Origin of the sequence: Shewanella halifaxensis HAW-EB4, assembly GCF_000019185.1 — a bacterium.
Taxonomy (GTDB): domain Bacteria; phylum Pseudomonadota; class Gammaproteobacteria; order Enterobacterales; family Shewanellaceae; genus Shewanella; species Shewanella halifaxensis.
The window spans coordinates 2,270,694-2,288,549 of the sequence record NC_010334.1; the positions used below are offsets into that span (position 1 = coordinate 2,270,694).

Consider the following 17,856-nt stretch of genomic DNA (forward strand, 5'->3'; position numbering starts at 1 on the left):
CGTTATTCAATGGAGAGTCATAATGCAAATTATTTTTCATGTAAATGAGCCCGAACGCTGGAATATGGCATTGAATAATATTCAGAATTTATTAGCCATCGATAACACCATTTGCATAGAGCTACTAGTCCACGGTGCGGCTGTATAGTGTATATCTAAATCTGAAATAGAGAAATCTCAACAGCTGAGCCTGCTTAACGATCTTCATCGTCAGAAGGTTATTTTTGCTGTTTGCAATAATACACTTACAAAAATGAATATTTCTGTTCTAGAGATATTTGAACAAGCAATTGTTGTTCCTGCAGGTGTTTATGAAATTGCCGTTAAACAACAGCAAGGGTATTGCTACATTAAGCCATAAAGCGGCCCTTTAACTTCACTTTAGTGTCTACTTACAGCTTTTTTTTACCGTTAAATCGATAACTTGAAAACGGATAAAGTGGAATTGAAAACAGTGCTACTTCTGTTAGCTTTTATCTGTAGTGTCAACTTCTCTCTGGACGGGATATACAGATAAATAAAAAGGCCTAAGTGATCCACTTAGGCCTTTTTATTGGTTGAGATACTTACAGCGGACTAAGCCGCTTGCACCTCTTTTGTGTACTCAAGTGTGCGTGCTTTTAACTCTTCATGATCAAAATCATCGACGTTGATAGACTTCATGCGACCAATTTCGGCGCGTTCGAGTAGTGCCACTTCCTCTTCGCTCAGTACGCCTAGAGCTTTACCTTCGGCAGCGATTTTATCTAGCCACATAAAGGGTAGGCGTTTTCCTGCTGCCTTACAGACTTTGTCGTAGATAGGCTCAGAGGCAATAATATCTTTAAAGGTCTGCTCTTGAATACCCACTGCATTATGCTCACTCGGCGTCCAAAATTGTCCTTTACCTAAACGCTCACGGCTTGCACAAGGCGTTTGCATGATTTTAGCAACCTTGTGGTCAAGCACGTCACTTGGGCGCTTAAGTGGACGACCAAATGGGAAGATAATGACGCGTAGCGCGATACCGAGTCCCATAGGGAAATTATCTAACAGATCATCGAGTGAAGACTGCAACTTGTATAAGGCGTCCTCTACGGCCCATTGCACGAGAGGCAAGTCTTCAGTGAGTCGGCCTTCATCTTCATAACGCTTAAGCGTTGCTGAAGCCAGATAGAGCTGACTGAGTAGGTCGCCAAGGCGGGCAGAAATCCGCTCTTTCCGTTTAAGGTTGCCCCCAAGGGTCGCCATCGCTAAGTCAGATAACAGGGCTAAGTTCGCACTAAAGCGGTTCATCTGCTGATAGTAACGCTTGGTCTTATCAGCATAAGGCGCGTTAGAGAAGTAGCTTGAAGTCAGACCCATCCACAAGCTACGAACTAGGTTGCTGGTGGTGAAGCCGATATGGCCAAAGATGGCTGCATCAAAATCGCGTAGACCCTTGTTTGCATCTGGATCAAACGCCGATTCCATCTCGGCTAATACATAGGGATGGCAACGAATTGCGCCTTGACCATAGATGATCATCGAGCGAGTGAGGATGTTTGCACCTTCTACGGTAATAGCGATGGGTGCTGCCTGGTAACCACGGCCTAAGTAGTTATTTGGGCCTAAGCAAACGCCTTTACCACCATGAATATCCATGGCATCGATAACGCATCGTTGCATTCTGTCAGTGAGGTGGTATTTCACAATTGCCGAGATCACCGATGGCTTTTCGCCCAGATCAATAGCCGTTGTGGTGAGTGTGGTTACCGCATCCATCAAATAAGCGTTACCGCCAATGCGTGCCATTGGCTCTTCGATCCCTTCTAGTTTGCCGATAGGCAGCTTAAATTGGCGACGAATGCGGGCATAAGCGCCAGTCGCAACGGCAGCCGTTTTAATACCACCTGCTGAGTTTGAGGGCAGAGTGATGCCTCGGCCAACGGAAAGGCACTCAACCAACATTCTCCAGCCTTGGCCAGCCATCTCAACGCCGCCAATGATAAAGCTCAGCGGTACAAACACATCTGTGCCACGAGTTGGTCCGTTTTGGAACATACAGTTAAGCGGGAAGTGACGACGACCCGTTTCTACCCCTTCAATATCGGTAGGAATAAGCGCGCAGGTAATGCCGAGCTCTTCTTGATTGCCTAGCAGTTGGTCTGGATCGCGTAGTTTAAATGCAAGACCCAATACCGTTGCCGTAGGGGCAAGGGTAATATAGCGCTTGTTCCAGGTAAGCTTCATACCGAGAACTTCTTCGCCTTCCCATTCGCCTTTACAGACAACACCGTAATCAGGAATCGCACCCGCATCACTACCCGCTTCAGGGCTGGTAAGGGCAAAACAAGGAACTTCTAAGCCTTTAGCAAGGCGAGGTAGATAATGGTCTTGCTGAGCTGGGGTGCCATAGTGTTGTAGTAACTCACCAGGTCCTAATGAGTTAGGCACGCCAACCGTTGACGCGAGTTCACTGCTTAGGCCTGCAAGCTTTTGTAATACGCGTGATTGGGCATAGGCTGAATATTCTAAACCACCGTATTTCTTTTTGATGATCATCGCAAAGAAACCGTGATCTTTCAGGTATTGCCACACTTCATCAGGAAGGTCGGCAAGCTCATGAGACACTTGATGCTGGTTTACCATGCGGCAAACTTCTTCGACAGGGCCGTCTAAGAAGGCTTGCTCTTCAGCGGTTAAGCTCGCCTTTGGGTAGTTGTGCAGTTTGCTCCAGTCGGGCTTACCAGCAAATAGGTCTGCTTCCCACCAGGTGGTTCCCGCTTCGATGGCTTCTTTTTCTGTCGAAGACATCTCGGGCATGATCCCACGATACATTTTTAATAATGAACGGCTAATGACGTTTTGTCTGAATGAACTGACATTAAGGGGAAGAGCAATGGCAAGAAACACTACCCATAGTAATGGGCTTAGACTTGCGGCGCCGGTTCCGATTGCCAATACAATCGCGGTGCCTAAGGTGGCGGTTAGCAGAGCGACTCTTAGATAGGCAAAAGCGCCAATCGTAAAAATCATCGCCAAGATCCATAGTAGGGTAGTCACTGTAATTCTCCTTTTATGTGTGACCTATAGTTGACCTAAAGGCACTTGTTTTGAGGTTTATCTCACAATTGTAGTGTGTGGTCAGACCTGTGTCTCATAAAATCTAAACCTTAGTTAATTTTAATACAAGAAAAAATTAAACAAATGTTTAAATTCTGTGTTTTCTAAAAAATATTCCAGAATGGCTATCAAGTGGTTAAAATGGTGTAATTAGAGGTAGGTAGTCGATTAAACGGGATAAAGATTAATGTGCGAGTTGCTGGCCATGAGTGCCAATGTTCCGACAGATATTGTATTTAGTTTTACTGGATTAGCACAACGAGGTGGTGTTACAGGGCCCCACGTCGATGGTTGGGGGATCACGTTTTACGAAGGTAAGGGCAACCGTACTTTTAAAGATGCACGCCCTAGCAGTGAGTCCCATATTGCACAGCTCATTAAGTCCTATCCGATAAAAAGCGAAGTGGTCGTGAGCCATATTCGCCAAGCTAACCGCGGCTGTGTGTCATTAGAAAATACTCACCCCTTTACTCGAGAGCTTTGGGGGCAATATTGGACCTATGCTCACAACGGCCAGTTGAGTGACTATGAGAAAAAGTTTGTTTCGACACGCTTTAATGCCGTAGGGGATACCGATAGCGAGATGGCTTTTTGCTGGATCATGGACAAAGTGGTGGAGAAGTTTGGCGATAAGGCTCCTGACGATAGGTTGGCTGTATATCGCTATATCTCGACGTTGGCCGATGAAATTCGCGCCTTAGGTGTGTTCAACATGATCTTAAGTGATGGTGAACACCTAATGAGTTACTGCAGCAATAACCTCTGCTATATCACCCGCCGCGCGCCGTTTGGTAAAGCAAAGCTCATCGATACTGATGTGGTGATAGACTTCGATAAAGAGACCACTCCGAACGATGTGGTGACGGTAATCGCCACACGTCCATTGACCAATAATGAGCAATGGAACGTGTTAACCCCAGGCGAATGGAAGTTGTTTAAGAAAGGGGAGCTGGTTAGTTCGTCTGTTAGCTAATCTGTCCTGAAATTAAAAAGCTCGCTAAGCCTAAGTTAGCGAGCTTTTTTGTTATCTCTAGCTCAGAAAATAGTTGAGTCTTGTCGCTCGCCTTCTTAACGATTACTCGCCTTCTTTATTACTGGGGCCATCGTTCGCTTGAGCTTGCTCTGTGGTAGGTACACTGACTTTATTTGACGGCTCAAAGCGATAATTGAGCAGTTTAATGTCCAGCTGCTTACTGCCTTTTTCAAAATGAGTTAGCCGTATTGGCAGGTAGCTAAGCTCTGGGGCCATCCAGAAAAAGGTCTGGCGCTTCTTACTATCTCGTACTACTTCAAACTTAACGGTTTGATAGCTACCGCTGTCGATATTAACACGTTCTTTGCCGATGATTTTAAAGGCGTAATCATCGACTTCGCCCTCTTTGACCATAGTGTAATGTAGCTTATCTTTATGGGCCTGCATATCGAGTCTAAACTGCAGTTGTACCATCAGTGGGTCAAATAACTCACTGTCGTAAGGGAATTTTGCGCGCTCATCTTTGTAGCGGCTATGGATAACGTTTTGGCCTTTAGCGAAGGCTGCTTGCTCTCTAAAGCTTGGGCCTGTTCCGGTGCGCTCAACTGAATAGCGCATAGGCACCAGTTGGTTGTTATCCTCTAAGGTAAATTCACTACGGATATGACGTTTATCGGACAGCATTAATAGCCCGATATCGCTATCAAAACGATACTGAAAGAAGTTTCCTTGGGGAGCATCGAGAATATAACGGGCACGGCCAAGCTCTATGCTGCCGTAATAGACTTGGTACTCAGCAGTATGAGGGGTCAAAGCTGTGGTATCGGCAAGAATAACGTGACTTGCAAATAATAAGCTGATAGCAAATAGAGCCGGTGACGCTTTAAACAAAGGCAACTCCTTTAAACGTGGATGGTTTTCATTGGCCTACTTTTTAGTACTGTTTTTAACACTTTGATAAAGCGCGAGCGGCTTACTTATGGTGACGCCAGATAAAGTGCTGACAACTATATACTGAGATATATTGATATATCCTGAACACTATCGCCTAAAATGGCATTGAAAGTACTAATGTCGCGATATCGGGTTGCCACTCATATTCAGATAACTTAACCTTGCCACGGTTCACTATAATCTCTTCACTACGAAGCCGCTGCATCTGTTCGATAAATAGCGCGCTATGTTCAGCAAAGGATATTTTTCCTTGGCTGTTAATGACTCTGTGCCAGGGCAGGTTCAACTCTTCTGGAGCAGACCTTAACGCTTTTGAAACGTAACGAGCACGCCCTGGTAAGCCAGCTAAGTCGGCTACCTTGCCGTAAGAGCACACTTTCCCTTCAGGGATCATAGACACAATATGCCAAATTTGCGTCATTGGTGACGGTTTACTATTTTCTTGTATCAAATCCTGTTCCTTTTATTACCGTAAGATTTAACGTCGATAAGGTCAATTACCTTACGCTATAAGGTTCATATCCATGAATATGACTGTTGCAGGTGTTAATCGATTGCTGTCTAATCATATCGTGGTTAACGAGTTGTAATATAAAGTAAAAGCCCTTGCCGAGTCTTGACGGTAAAGTAATAATAGCGCTTTTTAACGGTAGATATAATGTCAGTAAAGAGGTTAAGTCCTTTTCTGGGGTCTTTGTTACTACTCTCAGTTGCGTCAGCCCAGGTTTGTGCAAATGACTTTCGACATATTGCAGATCCATTAAATTTAAATGATTCGCTATATGTAGGTTTTGATGGCGATGTGTTTAAACTCGGCGGTAGTTTTGCGACCAGTCATCAAAAATTTTCAGCCAATACCAATCTTGGCGGTGATAAGTGGCACTTAGGATACCTTTATTCAACGCAGCAGGTAAATTTTAGAGCCTCTGTCGTCCATGGTAAAACTGATACTCCCCGAGGTAAAGCCAGTCATTATCAGTACCAAATGGGTTTAATGACCGAGCACCAAGGTTGGTTTGCGACTCAGGTGTTTACTGAGCTCGCAGTGAATCACTTGGCTGTAAAATCTTATAAAGACAGCACCGCTGCTAATGCCAATATGACAGTACTTAAGCCGATGACAGAACATTGGTACAGTGAGTTCTACCTACAGGGTAATGCTGGTGTTGATGGTGTCGAGCGTTATGAGGCGAGAAGTTGGTTAGCGCTAGGTTATCAAATCAACCCTCAGTGGTCTTGGGTCGTACGCTATCAGTATGACTGGGAAAAACTAGAGCGTTTTGAAAGTGAAGACACTCAATGGGTGTTTGCGGTGCGCTCGCAATTCTAACGTCTTGACTCTACATGCTAGCTTGATATTTAAATAAAATGCCCGTGAAAAATAAGTACACGGGCATTTTTATTTTAACACTGGGCACGTCTTAAACACTAGACACGTCTTATCAAGTCAGGCTTATCTTATATAAAGTCACTTATATAAAGTCACTTATATAAAGTCACTTAGCTTGCCTGAGCTAGTGGTGTTTCAGCTCCATCATCTGCTTGTGGCGTGGTACCAAACTTGTGGAACATCACTAGGCCAAACGCAGTCAATAACCCAAAACCACCAATGATGTACCACATCAGATCAGGGCGTTCTGCGCCTTTGGCGACTTCTGAGTAGAGGTAGCCTGATAATGGGCCCGCGAGCAAGAAACCAATCGCCGAAGAGACAAAGTAGTAACCCATAAACATCGCTTTCTTGTCATGTGGTGCAAAGCTTGCCACATACTCTTGGCTCTTAGGTGAGGCAACCATCTCGCCGACAGAGAAGACCAAAATGGAGGTTAATACCATAGTGCCGCCCATGATTGCACCATGGGCAATGCCGCCAATGGCGGTACCTAGCGCGAGGATAATGGTGCCACCGACTAGGACTGGCAGAGCTTGGAAGCGCTCGACAAAACGGCTGATCATCAACTGCATCACTACAATTGACAGGAAGTTAAGCCCGATGAGGTACTCAGGGTTAATTTGACGGTATTCGCTAGCCCAAGTTTGTGCGTATTGCGCTGCGAGTGCTGGTGTTTGTGCTATTGCATTAAAGGCTTGGCTTATCTCTGCAGTAGGCACCATGACTTTAGTATGTACCAGTTCAAAATAAGCTTGTTTAACATTCAGTGTTCCGGCACTGACCTCATGGGTCAATCGGGTTAATTCTGATTGAAGTAAGCTAATATCGACAGGGGCAAAGAACTGCTGTAAGTCTGGGTGCCCTGCGAGCATCAACACCAGATCGGAGGTATCGACAAAGTCACGGATATAGATAGGCAGTGTAATAAATATCTGCTGATAGACCATCCACATACCAGACAGAATAAGTAGATAGATCACAAAAGGTTTATTACCTAGGCTGATTTTCTGAGCATACCAAGGCGCTTGTGGTTTTGATGATGCAAGCTTGTCCCAGATGATATGGCCCGCGAACCACGCGGCATAGATTATGAGCGTGGTTTCACCTGTGATCCACTTGGCACCATAGGACATTAAGATAATTAGGGTACCAAAGAACAAAATGGCAAAACGGGCGTTACCGAGTACTTCTTGTATATCTTGGAATACGGCTTTAAGCGGCTTACCTTTTTGCTGATTTTGATCCGTTGGCTCTTTATAGAAAAAGTAAGCTGGAATAAAGTTAACCGCAATCCAGAATGATGACATGATAAATACCCAGTCCCAGCTAATCGCTCTGACGTAGCCAGCAATAAAGGGCCCTAAGAAACCACCTATATTGACCATCATATAGAAGATCCCAAAACCTAATCCTCGGTTGGTATCATCTGTGGTTCGCGCCACAGTGCCTGTCACGACGGGTTTAAAGCAGGCCGCTCCGACTGCGACCCCCATAAAGGCAACAAAAAATCCCATAAAGGTATCGACTTGACCAAGTAGGTAATAGCTGGGACACATAATGGCATAGGCGACGAGAAACATTTTCCGGTAACCATAACGGTCGGCAAGTGCGCCGGTTAATACCGGAAATAGATAAAGAAAAAATGGGATCATACCTTGTAATAAGCCACGTTCTTGATCAGAAAAGCCTAATCCACCTTGGTTTTGCGGAGAGGTCATATAAAGGGATGAGAGGGCAAAAAAACCATACCAGGCCAAGCGTTCAAAGATCTCCATCGTGTTAGCAACGAAGAATGTAGGGGGCAGCGCGGTGCGTCCTGCTTGAGTCATATTACAATCCGTATATTTTATACATTTTGATTTATGCTATCACATGTTACATAAAAGTGGAGCTTATTGTTTAAATTAGCAGCTTGTTCGCTGAGTAAGTTGGTTTGAGAACGATTGAAAATAAAGCTGAAGCGAGTAGAGAACGATTTAACTTAACTAGAGTTAAATTACCGCAGTGGTTGCCTTTGCGGTTGTTTCGGTCATAATAGCGCGAAATTTTTTTAGTTTACTTTTAGTGTGATGATAATATGGCAGTGTTAGACATTTTAACGATCCCCGATGAGCGCCTAAAACGCAAAGCGGTTCCTGTAACAGATATTGAGTCTGTTCAAGGTTTTATCGATGATCTGATTGAGACTATGTATGACACCGACGACGGTATCGGCCTAGCAGCAACTCAGGTTGGTAGCTTACATGCTATCTTAGTTATCGACCTGTCTGATGAGCGCGATCAGCCAATGGTATTGATTAACCCTGAGTTCCTCGAGTCTCGTGGTGAATACCAAGGCGAAGAGGGCTGTCTATCTATCCCAGGTTATCGCGCCAAAGTGAATCGCCACCAAGGTGTGAAGGTGACGGCACTGGACCGTCATGGTAAAGCATTCGAAATCGATACCGATGAATTCTTAGCGATTGTATTACAGCATGAAATGGATCACCTTAATGGTGTGGTATTTACAGACCATCTCTCTATGCTTAAGCAACAGGTTGCTTTAAAGAAAGTTAAAAAATACAAGTAAGCAAACTGTGTGCTGCTAAGCTGTTAATGGGCTAGCTAAGAAAATCACAGTTGTAAAATTAAGCGCACCTCTTATGAGGGGGCGCTTTTTTTATGGCTCATTGTGGATTAGCTGCCCTGTCAGCTTTAATCGGTTTCGGTATATACTCTGGCCGTTGTTAAATTAAGAGTCAGTCCATTGCAGGTAATATTACTAACCCACGAGCGAGAAGCCAGCCGTCCTACCAATACGGGCAGCATTGCACTTAAACTGTTTCCAGAGTATTGCCAGCGGATAATGTGGTCACGGGTGACACCATCTGAGTTACTGCTCGCCAAGCTCGGTGAGAGCGACACTGCACTATTGTTCCCCAAAGAGCTTCCCAACGAGGAGGCTGTACAGAAAACTGAGTGCAGCACTGAATGTGGCAGTGACTATAATGGTGATTTAGCACAAGACTCGCTGCCTAAAACGTTAATTATTTTAGATGCGACTTGGCAAGAAGCGCGCAAGATGTTGCGTCAAAGCCCTTATCTAAAAACGGCTAAGACGTTCGCTTTAACAGATACTCCTGATTCACAGTTTACTCTTAGGCGTAATCAGGTTGAGGGTGGCTTGTGCACACTCGAGTGTATTATTGAGCTATTTAAACAAGCTGGAATGCATGCTGAGGCGCAGGTATTAACTAGCGAGTTTAATGATTTTTGCCACTAATACTCATTATATCGCCTCGTGGTTTATAGTTTTTAAAACAAAGAACCCAGCTTAGGCTGGGTTCTTTACTTATTAATCAGATTTTGGCTTAACTTAACGGCATTGACTCAGGGGTCTTTTATTTTAAATGACCGTTAGGTAGATACATAAGAAGTGAGACACTGCGCCGCCTAGCACGAATAGGTGCCAGATAGCGTGGTTAAAGGGAATACGTTTAGCCACGTAAAAAATAACACCAAGGCTGTAAAACAGGCCACCGATAAGTAATAGATTAAAGCCCAAATCAGACATATTGGCGATTAACTCTTGCATTACTGTCACACATAGCCAACCCATGACTAGATACAGAACTAAGCTGAATGCTTTAAAGCGCCCAATAAATAGCGTCTTAAATAAAATGCCACCGATAGCCAGTGACCAAATAGCGATTAACACCCAATTGGCATCGCTGCTATCTAGTGTGACCAGCATTAGCGGGGTATAAGTGCCGGCAATTAACAGGTAGATGGCGCAGTGATCGGCTATCTTAAGTCGGTGTTTTAGCAAGGGAGAGGTCGCGCTGTGGTAAAGCGTTGAGCAAAGAAACAGCAAAATAATACTGCAACAGTACACCACCACGCCTGTTAACTGAATCAAACTTAAGTGATCATAGCCTTTAAGCAGACATAAAATCAGTCCAACGATCCCGGCAAACACGCCAATACCGTGGCTAATGCTATTGGCTCGCTCTTCATTCGCGCAGTAGCTTGCAGACGTTATCTGCTTATTTGTTGGCTTAGAGCCTTGATTGTCTGAAGCTGTCGCTTGTTCTACTGGCATCATATAAAAGACTTTTGGTTTGACCACAATTAGCGTCAGTGTAACATTTTTGATTTGAAAAGCTATAAGTTAAGCGCACACGTGTACGCTTAACTTATTTCTTAGATTTAACTCTCAAGACTTAATGCTTAATGCTTAATGCTCCAGCTTCAATATCGGTCTTAGCCCTGAACCTGAGATAAACAAATACCTCAGCTGCATATATTTAATCAAGCAGACTTAATTGAAAAGGATTTACCTGTAAGTTAATAAATTAAAAGACTGAAGGATTAAATTACAACCATGAAATAGTGTTGAACCAATAAAATCTTTTTTGCTCTAAGCTGTTGTCACTATGGAAATAATGTTCAATCAAGCTAAACAGTTAGGATGAAGCAATTGAGATTAGTAGGAAAATCGATGGCGATGCTTGAGCAGAATGTCGAAGTGGACATAAGCTTTACGGCTGACAAAAAAGAGGGGCCGGATCTGAGCCTCACTTTTGCCTCACTCGATTGTCACTCAAAGCTTGAAGTAAATTTATTAAGCGAAAGTTGCTTATTAAGTGAAATGAGCCAAGTAGCTGACTATAATAATGGCCATAGACACAAGACTGGATTTAATACCTTACTTGTCATCACCAGCGTATTCTTGTTGCACCTTATCGCTATCATTGTGATTAATCATTTATGGACTCGCGCAATACCGATAGCTAAAAAGGTAGTGGCCCCTAAAATTCAATCCTATCTGTACCAAATACCTAAAAATGCCTCTGAGCAAGTAATGCAAGTTGGTGGTCATGTTGATAATCACGTTGATAGTCAAGCGAAAGTAGAGCAAACGGTAAATCAGCAAGAAAATAAAGAGACTGCGGCCATTGTGCAGCCAGAGACAAAATGGGTACCTGTAAACGCTAATCAGGCAAATGAGCAAGTTAAGTCGGCCGTAATGGCACCGCTAGTCTCCAGTCCAACTCAGAGCTTAAACCAAAGAATAGGTCAAAAAACAAGCAGGCCAAGTCAATTTACTCAGTCTTATTTAGCAAAACAAAGGGCCAATAAACTCGATGATCTCGTTATAGACAGCGCTAATCAATACACGAGAAAACGCTCCTTAAGTGAGATGGATGCAGACATGCAAGAGTTGGTTTTTCTAGAGGTCGATAAGTACAGCAAGGTGAGCATCACCGATCACAGATTAGATCCAAACCGCATCGTTAGGCTGGGGGATACTTGCTACCGTATTGTCAAAGTACCAACACAAATTAACCCCTACGCAGAAAACCTAGGTTACCCCTTTAATTGTGGTGGCGATAAGATTAAAAAAGCCATTAACGATGCAATATCCGCTCGACTAGAAAAGCGCATGGTGAGCAAAAACCGCTAATTTTTTAGTTGATAAAAATTCATCTGTTTTTATGTTTTAATATGGATTTTAATTTAAATCTAAATATTACATGTGTTTACGGAGCTAATTATTTGTTTGCTCATCCCAGACGAATATCTACTTTAGCACTTGTATCTAACAAGTGGATAAGACTATACTGCCAGCTCATCTTGTCGGAGTGCCATATGGCTGAGACCGTTAATTCGGGATCCGTTGAACCTGATCAGGCTAGAACCTGCGAAGGAAACAAGCGAAATAACTGCAGAAAGTGGTGTTTAATTACATGCTCAAACAGTGTTTCGAAGGTTACGTGTAACTAGCGTTTTATTTTTGGCTATACGTTCAACTTTTCACATTCTCATTTCTCCTGACAAGCAACTTCATTTCTTTCTAAAAGTGAGTTTGCTAATGTCAAATCGTCGCGAAACCCGAGCTCAAGCTCAACAGTTTATTGATAACTTAAAGCCACTGCAGCACCCCAATTCTGAGAAAATTTACCTACAAGGCAGTCGAGCCGATCTAAAAGTGGGTATGCGTCAAATACACCAAGCAGATACCTTGATTGGTGGCAATGAAACTAATCCTGTTTTTGAAGCGAATCCACCGCTAAAGGTTTATGACTGCGCCGGTGCTTATTCCGATCCCGATGCTAATATCGATGTGCGCAAAGGGCTTGAAAAATTCCGTGAACACTGGATAGAAGAGCGCGGCGATACCGAGCAACTTGCCGGTGTGAGCTCGGGCTTTACCCAACAGCGATTAGCCGATGATGGCCTAGATCATTTACGCTTCGAGTCTTTATTGCCGCCACGCCGCGCAAAAACGGCTAAACGCGTGACCCAGTTACACTACGCAAGGCAGGGTATTATCACTCCAGAGATGGAGTATATTGCCATTCGTGAAAACATGGCGCTGGCAGAAGTTAATGACCCCATTTTAACTCAAAAAGATAAAGGCGAAAGTTTTGGCGCAGTGATTGGCGAGCCGATAACGCCTGAATTTGTCAGGCAAGAAGTTGCCCGTGGCCGCGCCATTATCCCATTAAATATTAACCATCCTGAAGCTGAACCGATGATTATAGGGCGTAACTTTTTGGTTAAAGTGAATGCCAATATTGGTAATTCCGCCGTGACATCGTCAATCGAAGAGGAAGTCGAAAAGCTGGTATGGTCGACTCGTTGGGGCGCCGATACCGTAATGGATCTGTCTACCGGACGTTATATTCATGAAACCCGCGAGTGGATTATTCGTAACTCGCCAGTGCCAATCGGTACGGTGCCTATTTACCAAGCGCTTGAGAAAGTTAATGGCATTGCTGAAGATCTTAACTGGGAAACCTTTCGCGATACCTTGATAGAGCAAGCCGAGCAGGGCGTTGATTACTTCACCATTCATGCCGGTGTGCTACTACGTTATGTGCCAATGACGGCAAAACGCTTAACTGGCATCGTTTCTCGTGGCGGTTCAATCATGGCCAAATGGTGCTTGTCGCACCATAAAGAAAACTTCCTCTATGAACATTTTAGAGATATTTGCGAGATCTGCGCCGCATACGATGTTTCATTATCGCTGGGTGACGGCATGCGTCCTGGTTCAATTGCCGATGCGAACGACGAAGCGCAATTTTCGGAGTTAACCACCTTAGGCGAGCTGGTTAAAATCGCTTGGCAATATGATGTTCAGACCATTATCGAAGGTCCCGGTCATATTCCAATGAATCTCATCAAAGAGAATATGGATAAGCAGCTTGAGCTGTGTGATGAAGCGCCGTTTTACACCTTAGGCCCGCAAACGACCGATATTGCACCGGGTTACGATCATTTCACTTCAGGCATTGGCGCGGCAATGATCGCTTGGTATGGCTGCGCCATGCTGTGTTACGTCACGCCAAAAGAGCATCTTGGTCTGCCGAACAAAGAAGATGTAAAGCAAGGACTCATTACCTACAAGATTGCTGCTCATGCAGGTGATGTGGCGAAGGGCCATCCTAGCGCGCAAATCCGTGATAACGCACTGTCTAAGGCGCGTTTTGAGTTCCGTTGGGAAGATCAGTATAACTTGGGTTTAGACCCTGATACGGCGCGGGCCTATCATGATGAATCTTTACCTCAAGAGTCTGCCAAAGTGGCACATTTTTGCTCCATGTGTGGTCCTAAATTCTGTTCAATGAAGATCACCCAAGAGGTACGAGATTATGCCGCGGCGAAAGAGCGTGACGAGCTAGCAAACAACATCGATATCAAATCCGATGCCGAGTATCAATCATGCGCAGATAGCGAAACGACGTCAGAGCGAGAGCTGGGCATGGCGCAGATGTCAGCCGAGTTTAAGGCTAAGGGCGCAGAGCTCTATCATGAAGCCGCCGATAAACAGCGTGATGCGGTATTAGAGGACTAGTCATGACAAGTGCTCGTCAAGTTTTGCCTGCTGTTCGTCCGATTGTGTGGACGATTGCGGGCTCTGATAGCGGAGGCGGCGCGGGTATTCAAGCAGATCTGGCAACCATGTCAGATCTGGACACCCACGCGTGTAGCGTTATCAGCGCAGTGACCGCGCAAAGCTCGGTTACAGTGTCGTTAGTCGAGGCGGTATCGGCGCAAATGCTGAGCTCTCAGCTCAATACTTTGGTAACAGACCTACCGCCAGATGCGATTAAAATCGGTTTACTCGCTGATCAGAGGCAAATCGCTTTATTAGCATTATGGTTACGTGATCAACAAGATATTTGGCTTAAAGCTGGTGTTAAGGTGCCGGTGATCTTAGATCCCGTGATGGTTGCAACCTGTGGTGATGCTTTAGCAAATGGGGGAGCGTTAGATTTTACCCCTTTCAAAGGGTTGCTGACTCTTATCACACCCAATGTTAGTGAGCTTGAAGTGCTTGCGGGCCATTGCTTAGACGATGTCGGCGCTTGTATTACCGCTGCCAAAAAACTCGCCGATGTTCTTGCAACGTCAGTACTGGCAAAAGGCGGCGATCGGGGCCCAAGTTGGTGCCAGCATCAGGCCAATGATTTACTGGTTTGTCGCGATGTGAATGGTATATCGGCTAAGCATCAGTGGCAAAGTTTTTGGCTATCGAGCATAAGAGAAGCCAGTGGTAATAATCATGGCACTGGCTGCACATTATCATCGGCCATTGCGGCTGTGATGGCTCATGGCTTTGTGCTTAATGATGCCGTCGTTGTGGCTAAAGCCTATGTGAGTGCGGGTCTTCGCGGGAGTTATCAACCAGGGAAAGGAGCGGGCTGCCTAGCAAGAACGGCGTGGCCAAGGGAGTTAAGCTTATTTCCTTATATCAAACAAGTCACACAGCAAGACCCATTACCGGCTGCATTGATTAACAATGCGCTATCGAGGACGGGCAAACTCAAAGGCTTTAAAAAGATTGATGAAGCCTTGGGGCTGTATCCAGTTGTCGCAGATGTTGCTTTGCTCGAAATGCTATTAAAAGCGGGGGCTAAGACACTACAGCTGCGAATAAAAGATACCAAGGAGCAGGCTCTTAAGGAGCAATCACTTGAGCAGCAGATCATTCAAGCAATAGCCCTTGGCCGTGATTATCAGGCGCGAGTGTTTATCAATGATCATTGGCAGTTAGCGATAAAGCATCAGGCTTACGGAGTACATTTGGGTCAGGAAGACTTGATTGAGAGTAATCTTAAGCAACTTGATGACGCGGATATTGCTCTTGGACTGTCGAGTCATAGTTATTTTGAGATCTTGCTCGCCAAGCAGCACAACCCATCTTATATCGCATTTGGTCATATATTTCCGACAACGACCAAGGTGATGCCCTCTAAACCGCAGGGACTCGCAAAACTGGCAAGGTATGTGTCTTTGATGAAGGGCGAGCTTCCTATCGTCGCTATTGGTGGTATCGATGCATCGAGGCTTGCAAGTGTGAAAGCAACAGGTGTGGATGATATTGCCGTGGTGCGGGCGGTGACAGAGTCAGACGACCCTGCTGCTGCATTTAAAGCGTTAGCGCAAGCATGGCTTGAGGAGTCATGATTATGTTTAAAGGTGCAATAAATAGGTCATCAGACGAGATAAGCCTATCTCTTAGTGATAGCGATTTTTTACATTATTCACGACAGGTATTGCTACCAGAAGTCGGTGAGGCAGGGCAGATCTTACTGGCTAATGCCCATGTCGCGGTAATAGGCATTGGCGGTTTGGGCAATGTAGCGGCCCAGTATCTGGCTGCTGCAGGAGTTGGTCACATAACGCTGGTGGATGGTGATGATGTGGAGGTATCAAACCTTCCTCGGCAACTGTTGTTTACCGTTAGCGATATTGGCGGCAATAAAGCGCAGGTAGCACAGAAAAAACTTAGCCATGCCTACACTCAAGTTAAGTTAGCAGCCGTTACTGATTACTTAACGAAAGACAATATCCAGCAAGCTTTAAGCATACAAGCTCTTGGCATACAAGAAATGGGCATAGAGGCTGGCCAATATGATCTGCTGCTAGATTGCAGTGACAACTTTGAAACCCGGCAATTGGTTAATAGGTTTGCCATTAGCAATCAGCTGCCATTAGTGTCGGCGTCAGCGGCGCATTTTCAAGGACAACTGCTCAATATCGATCAACGACACAGCCCCCAATCTGGCTGTTATCACTGTTTATTTCCTGCCGATATGCAAGTCGGTCAAAGCTGTCAAACCGTGGGCGTGCTGGGGCCAATGGTTGGCACACTTGCATCGATGCAAGCCTTAATGGCGTTGCAACAGCTATTAGGCCATCGGGACACCGTCGGTAAATTATTTCGCTTTGACGGTAAGCAATTTAGCTGGCGAGAAGCAAGACTTCCACGTAGCAAAGACTGCCTTGTATGCCGCGCTGACAGTAATAATAACAATGGCAATGGCAATGACTGTGAACCTGAATATCGAAGTTAAATTAGCATGGTACGGATGTAAACCTGTAGAGGTAGATTATGCAGCAAGAAAACAATAATGAAGCGGGATCAGTAGTGAAGGTGGAAGCCCAAAGTGGCATTTCAATCAGTATCAATGACGAAGTTAAACAGGTCGCTGCCAGCACAACGTTACAAGCTGTGATCCAAGCTTATGGCGTAGCAAGAGGCGTAGAAGTAAAGGCGATAGCCGCTGCACTTAACGCTGAGGTCGTGCCTCGTCAAAGCTGGCCGATTATCCATTGCCAAGCAGGCGATAAACTTGAACTCTTTTCTGTCGTGGCCGGAGGCTAAAATGTTAACTATTGCACAGCACCAATTTGAATCACGATTATTTACCGGAACGGGCAAATTTGCCGCGTCGGAGATCATGCTCACTGCCATTCAAGCATCGCAATCTCAACTTGTGACACTGGCGATTAAAAGGCTCGATCTTAAAACTGGTAGCGACAATATTCTCAAACCTTTGTTAGACAGAGGTGTAAAGCTTCTGCCTAACACTGCTGGGGCTCGCAACGTCAAAGAAGCCATTTTTGCCGCCCATCTTTCACGAGAGATGTTAGGCACCAATTGGATTAAGCTCGAGATCCACCCGGATCCTAAGTACTTAATGCCAGATCCTATCGAAACCTTAGAGGCGGCGCGGATTTTATGTGAGCAAGGTTATGTGGTCTTGCCCTATGTCCATGCCGACCCTGTGCTGTGCCGCAGACTCGAAGAGGTGGGCTGCGCCGCAGTGATGCCACTTGGCAGCCCGATTGGCTCCAATCAAGGCTTAGCCACAGAAACCTTTTTAAAGATTATTATTGAGCAAGCCAATGTACCTGTGATTGTCGATGCCGGGATAGGCGCACCATCTCAGGCTACCCACGCCATGGAGCTGGGCGCTGACGCGGTGTTGGTTAATACCGCGATTGCCAGCAGTTCAGATCCCGTGGCTATGGGCCGCTGCTTTGCCCAAGCGGTCAACACGGGGCGGCAGGCATATGTGGCAGGGCTTGGTGCTGTTAGCCATCAAGCGCACAATACCAGTCCGCTTACGGGGTTCTTAAATGATGAGTAATTTTTCAGCCTCGAAGGAGGGGT

16 protein-coding genes and 1 riboswitch are annotated in these 17,856 nt (G+C 45.2%); of the genes, 11 read left to right on the plus strand and 5 right to left on the minus strand.

Features of this window, described 5'->3' with window-relative positions:
* Window positions 1-166: 166 nt before the first annotated feature.
* Complete coding sequence (locus tag SHAL_RS23645) at window positions 167-361, plus strand: DsrE family protein (RefSeq protein WP_398364956.1); 195 nt, start codon at window positions 167-169, stop codon at window positions 359-361.
* Window positions 362-576: 215 nt separating this feature from the next.
* Here the strand turns inward: SHAL_RS23645 and fadE are convergent, their stop codons facing one another.
* On the minus strand, window positions 577-3,024 hold the full coding sequence (gene fadE / locus SHAL_RS09800) for an acyl-CoA dehydrogenase FadE (protein ID WP_012276987.1): 2,448 nt from the start codon (window positions 3,022-3,024) through the stop codon (window positions 577-579).
* Between the two features lie 247 nt (window positions 3,025-3,271).
* On the opposite strand from fadE, the gene SHAL_RS09805 reads away from it, so the two are divergent.
* A complete protein-coding gene (locus SHAL_RS09805) occupies window positions 3,272-4,057 on the plus strand; it encodes a class II glutamine amidotransferase (protein WP_012276988.1) in 786 nt (261 codons plus the stop codon).
* Between the two features lie 102 nt (window positions 4,058-4,159).
* Here SHAL_RS09805 and SHAL_RS09810 read toward each other — a convergent pair whose 3' ends face one another.
* Window positions 4,160-4,948, minus strand: coding sequence for a DUF3108 domain-containing protein (locus SHAL_RS09810; RefSeq protein ID WP_012276989.1), 789 nt, complete (start codon window positions 4,946-4,948; stop codon window positions 4,160-4,162).
* 157 nt (window positions 4,949-5,105) lie between these two features.
* Complete coding sequence (locus SHAL_RS09815; RefSeq protein WP_012276990.1) at window positions 5,106-5,432, minus strand: MGMT family protein; 327 nt, start codon at window positions 5,430-5,432, stop codon at window positions 5,106-5,108.
* A 237-nt stretch (window positions 5,433-5,669) separates the two neighbouring features.
* Here SHAL_RS09815 and SHAL_RS09820 point away from each other — a divergent pair, with 237 nt between their 5' ends.
* Window positions 5,670-6,341 (plus strand): hypothetical protein, encoded by a 672-nt coding sequence (locus tag SHAL_RS09820; RefSeq protein WP_012276991.1) that lies wholly within the window; start codon window positions 5,670-5,672, stop codon window positions 6,339-6,341.
* Between the two features lie 170 nt (window positions 6,342-6,511).
* On the opposite strand, the gene SHAL_RS09825 is transcribed toward SHAL_RS09820, so the two are convergent.
* Window positions 6,512-8,233 (minus strand): MFS transporter, encoded by a 1,722-nt coding sequence (locus tag SHAL_RS09825; protein ID WP_012276992.1) that lies wholly within the window; start codon window positions 8,231-8,233, stop codon window positions 6,512-6,514.
* A gap of 248 nt (window positions 8,234-8,481) precedes the next feature.
* Here SHAL_RS09825 and def point away from each other — a divergent pair, with 248 nt between their 5' ends.
* Window positions 8,482-8,973, plus strand: a complete 492-nt coding sequence (def, locus tag SHAL_RS09830; RefSeq protein ID WP_012276993.1) for a peptide deformylase — start codon at window positions 8,482-8,484, stop codon at window positions 8,971-8,973.
* A gap of 177 nt (window positions 8,974-9,150) precedes the next feature.
* Complete coding sequence (locus tag SHAL_RS09835; protein WP_041415953.1) at window positions 9,151-9,666, plus strand: DTW domain-containing protein; 516 nt, start codon at window positions 9,151-9,153, stop codon at window positions 9,664-9,666.
* A gap of 123 nt (window positions 9,667-9,789) precedes the next feature.
* Here SHAL_RS09835 and trhA read toward each other — a convergent pair whose 3' ends face one another.
* Window positions 9,790-10,488, minus strand: a complete 699-nt coding sequence (gene trhA, locus SHAL_RS09840; protein ID WP_012276995.1) for a PAQR family membrane homeostasis protein TrhA — start codon at window positions 10,486-10,488, stop codon at window positions 9,790-9,792.
* 375 nt (window positions 10,489-10,863) lie between these two features.
* Between trhA and SHAL_RS22385 the strand changes: the two genes are divergently transcribed.
* The 6 genes from SHAL_RS22385 to SHAL_RS09870 all read left to right on the plus strand — a co-directional run bounded on the left by SHAL_RS22385 (window position 10,864) and on the right by SHAL_RS09870 (window position 17,833).
* Window positions 10,864-11,850 carry a hypothetical protein gene (locus SHAL_RS22385; protein WP_150102080.1) on the plus strand — a complete coding sequence of 329 codons (987 nt, stop codon included), beginning with the start codon at window positions 10,864-10,866 and terminating at the stop codon, window positions 11,848-11,850.
* Window positions 11,851-12,014: 164 nt separating this feature from the next.
* Window positions 12,015-12,113: riboswitch (TPP riboswitch) on the plus strand.
* A 145-nt stretch (window positions 12,114-12,258) separates the two neighbouring features.
* Entirely contained in the window at window positions 12,259-14,247 is a 1,989-nt protein-coding gene (gene thiC, locus SHAL_RS09850; protein ID WP_012276997.1) for a phosphomethylpyrimidine synthase ThiC, read from the plus strand.
* A 2-nt stretch (window positions 14,248-14,249) separates the two neighbouring features.
* Window positions 14,250-15,863 (plus strand): thiamine phosphate synthase, encoded by a 1,614-nt coding sequence (gene thiE, locus SHAL_RS09855; protein WP_012276998.1) that lies wholly within the window; start codon window positions 14,250-14,252, stop codon window positions 15,861-15,863.
* A 2-nt stretch (window positions 15,864-15,865) separates the two neighbouring features.
* Window positions 15,866-16,753, plus strand: coding sequence for a HesA/MoeB/ThiF family protein (locus tag SHAL_RS09860; protein WP_012276999.1), 888 nt, complete (start codon window positions 15,866-15,868; stop codon window positions 16,751-16,753).
* Between the two features lie 38 nt (window positions 16,754-16,791).
* Window positions 16,792-17,064: a sulfur carrier protein ThiS gene (gene thiS / locus SHAL_RS09865; protein WP_012277000.1), complete on the plus strand. Its 273-nt coding sequence runs from the start codon at window positions 16,792-16,794 to the stop codon at window positions 17,062-17,064.
* A 1-nt stretch (window position 17,065) separates the two neighbouring features.
* Entirely contained in the window at window positions 17,066-17,833 is a 768-nt protein-coding gene (locus tag SHAL_RS09870) for a thiazole synthase (protein ID WP_012277001.1), read from the plus strand.
* Window positions 17,834-17,856 lie beyond the last annotated feature (23 nt).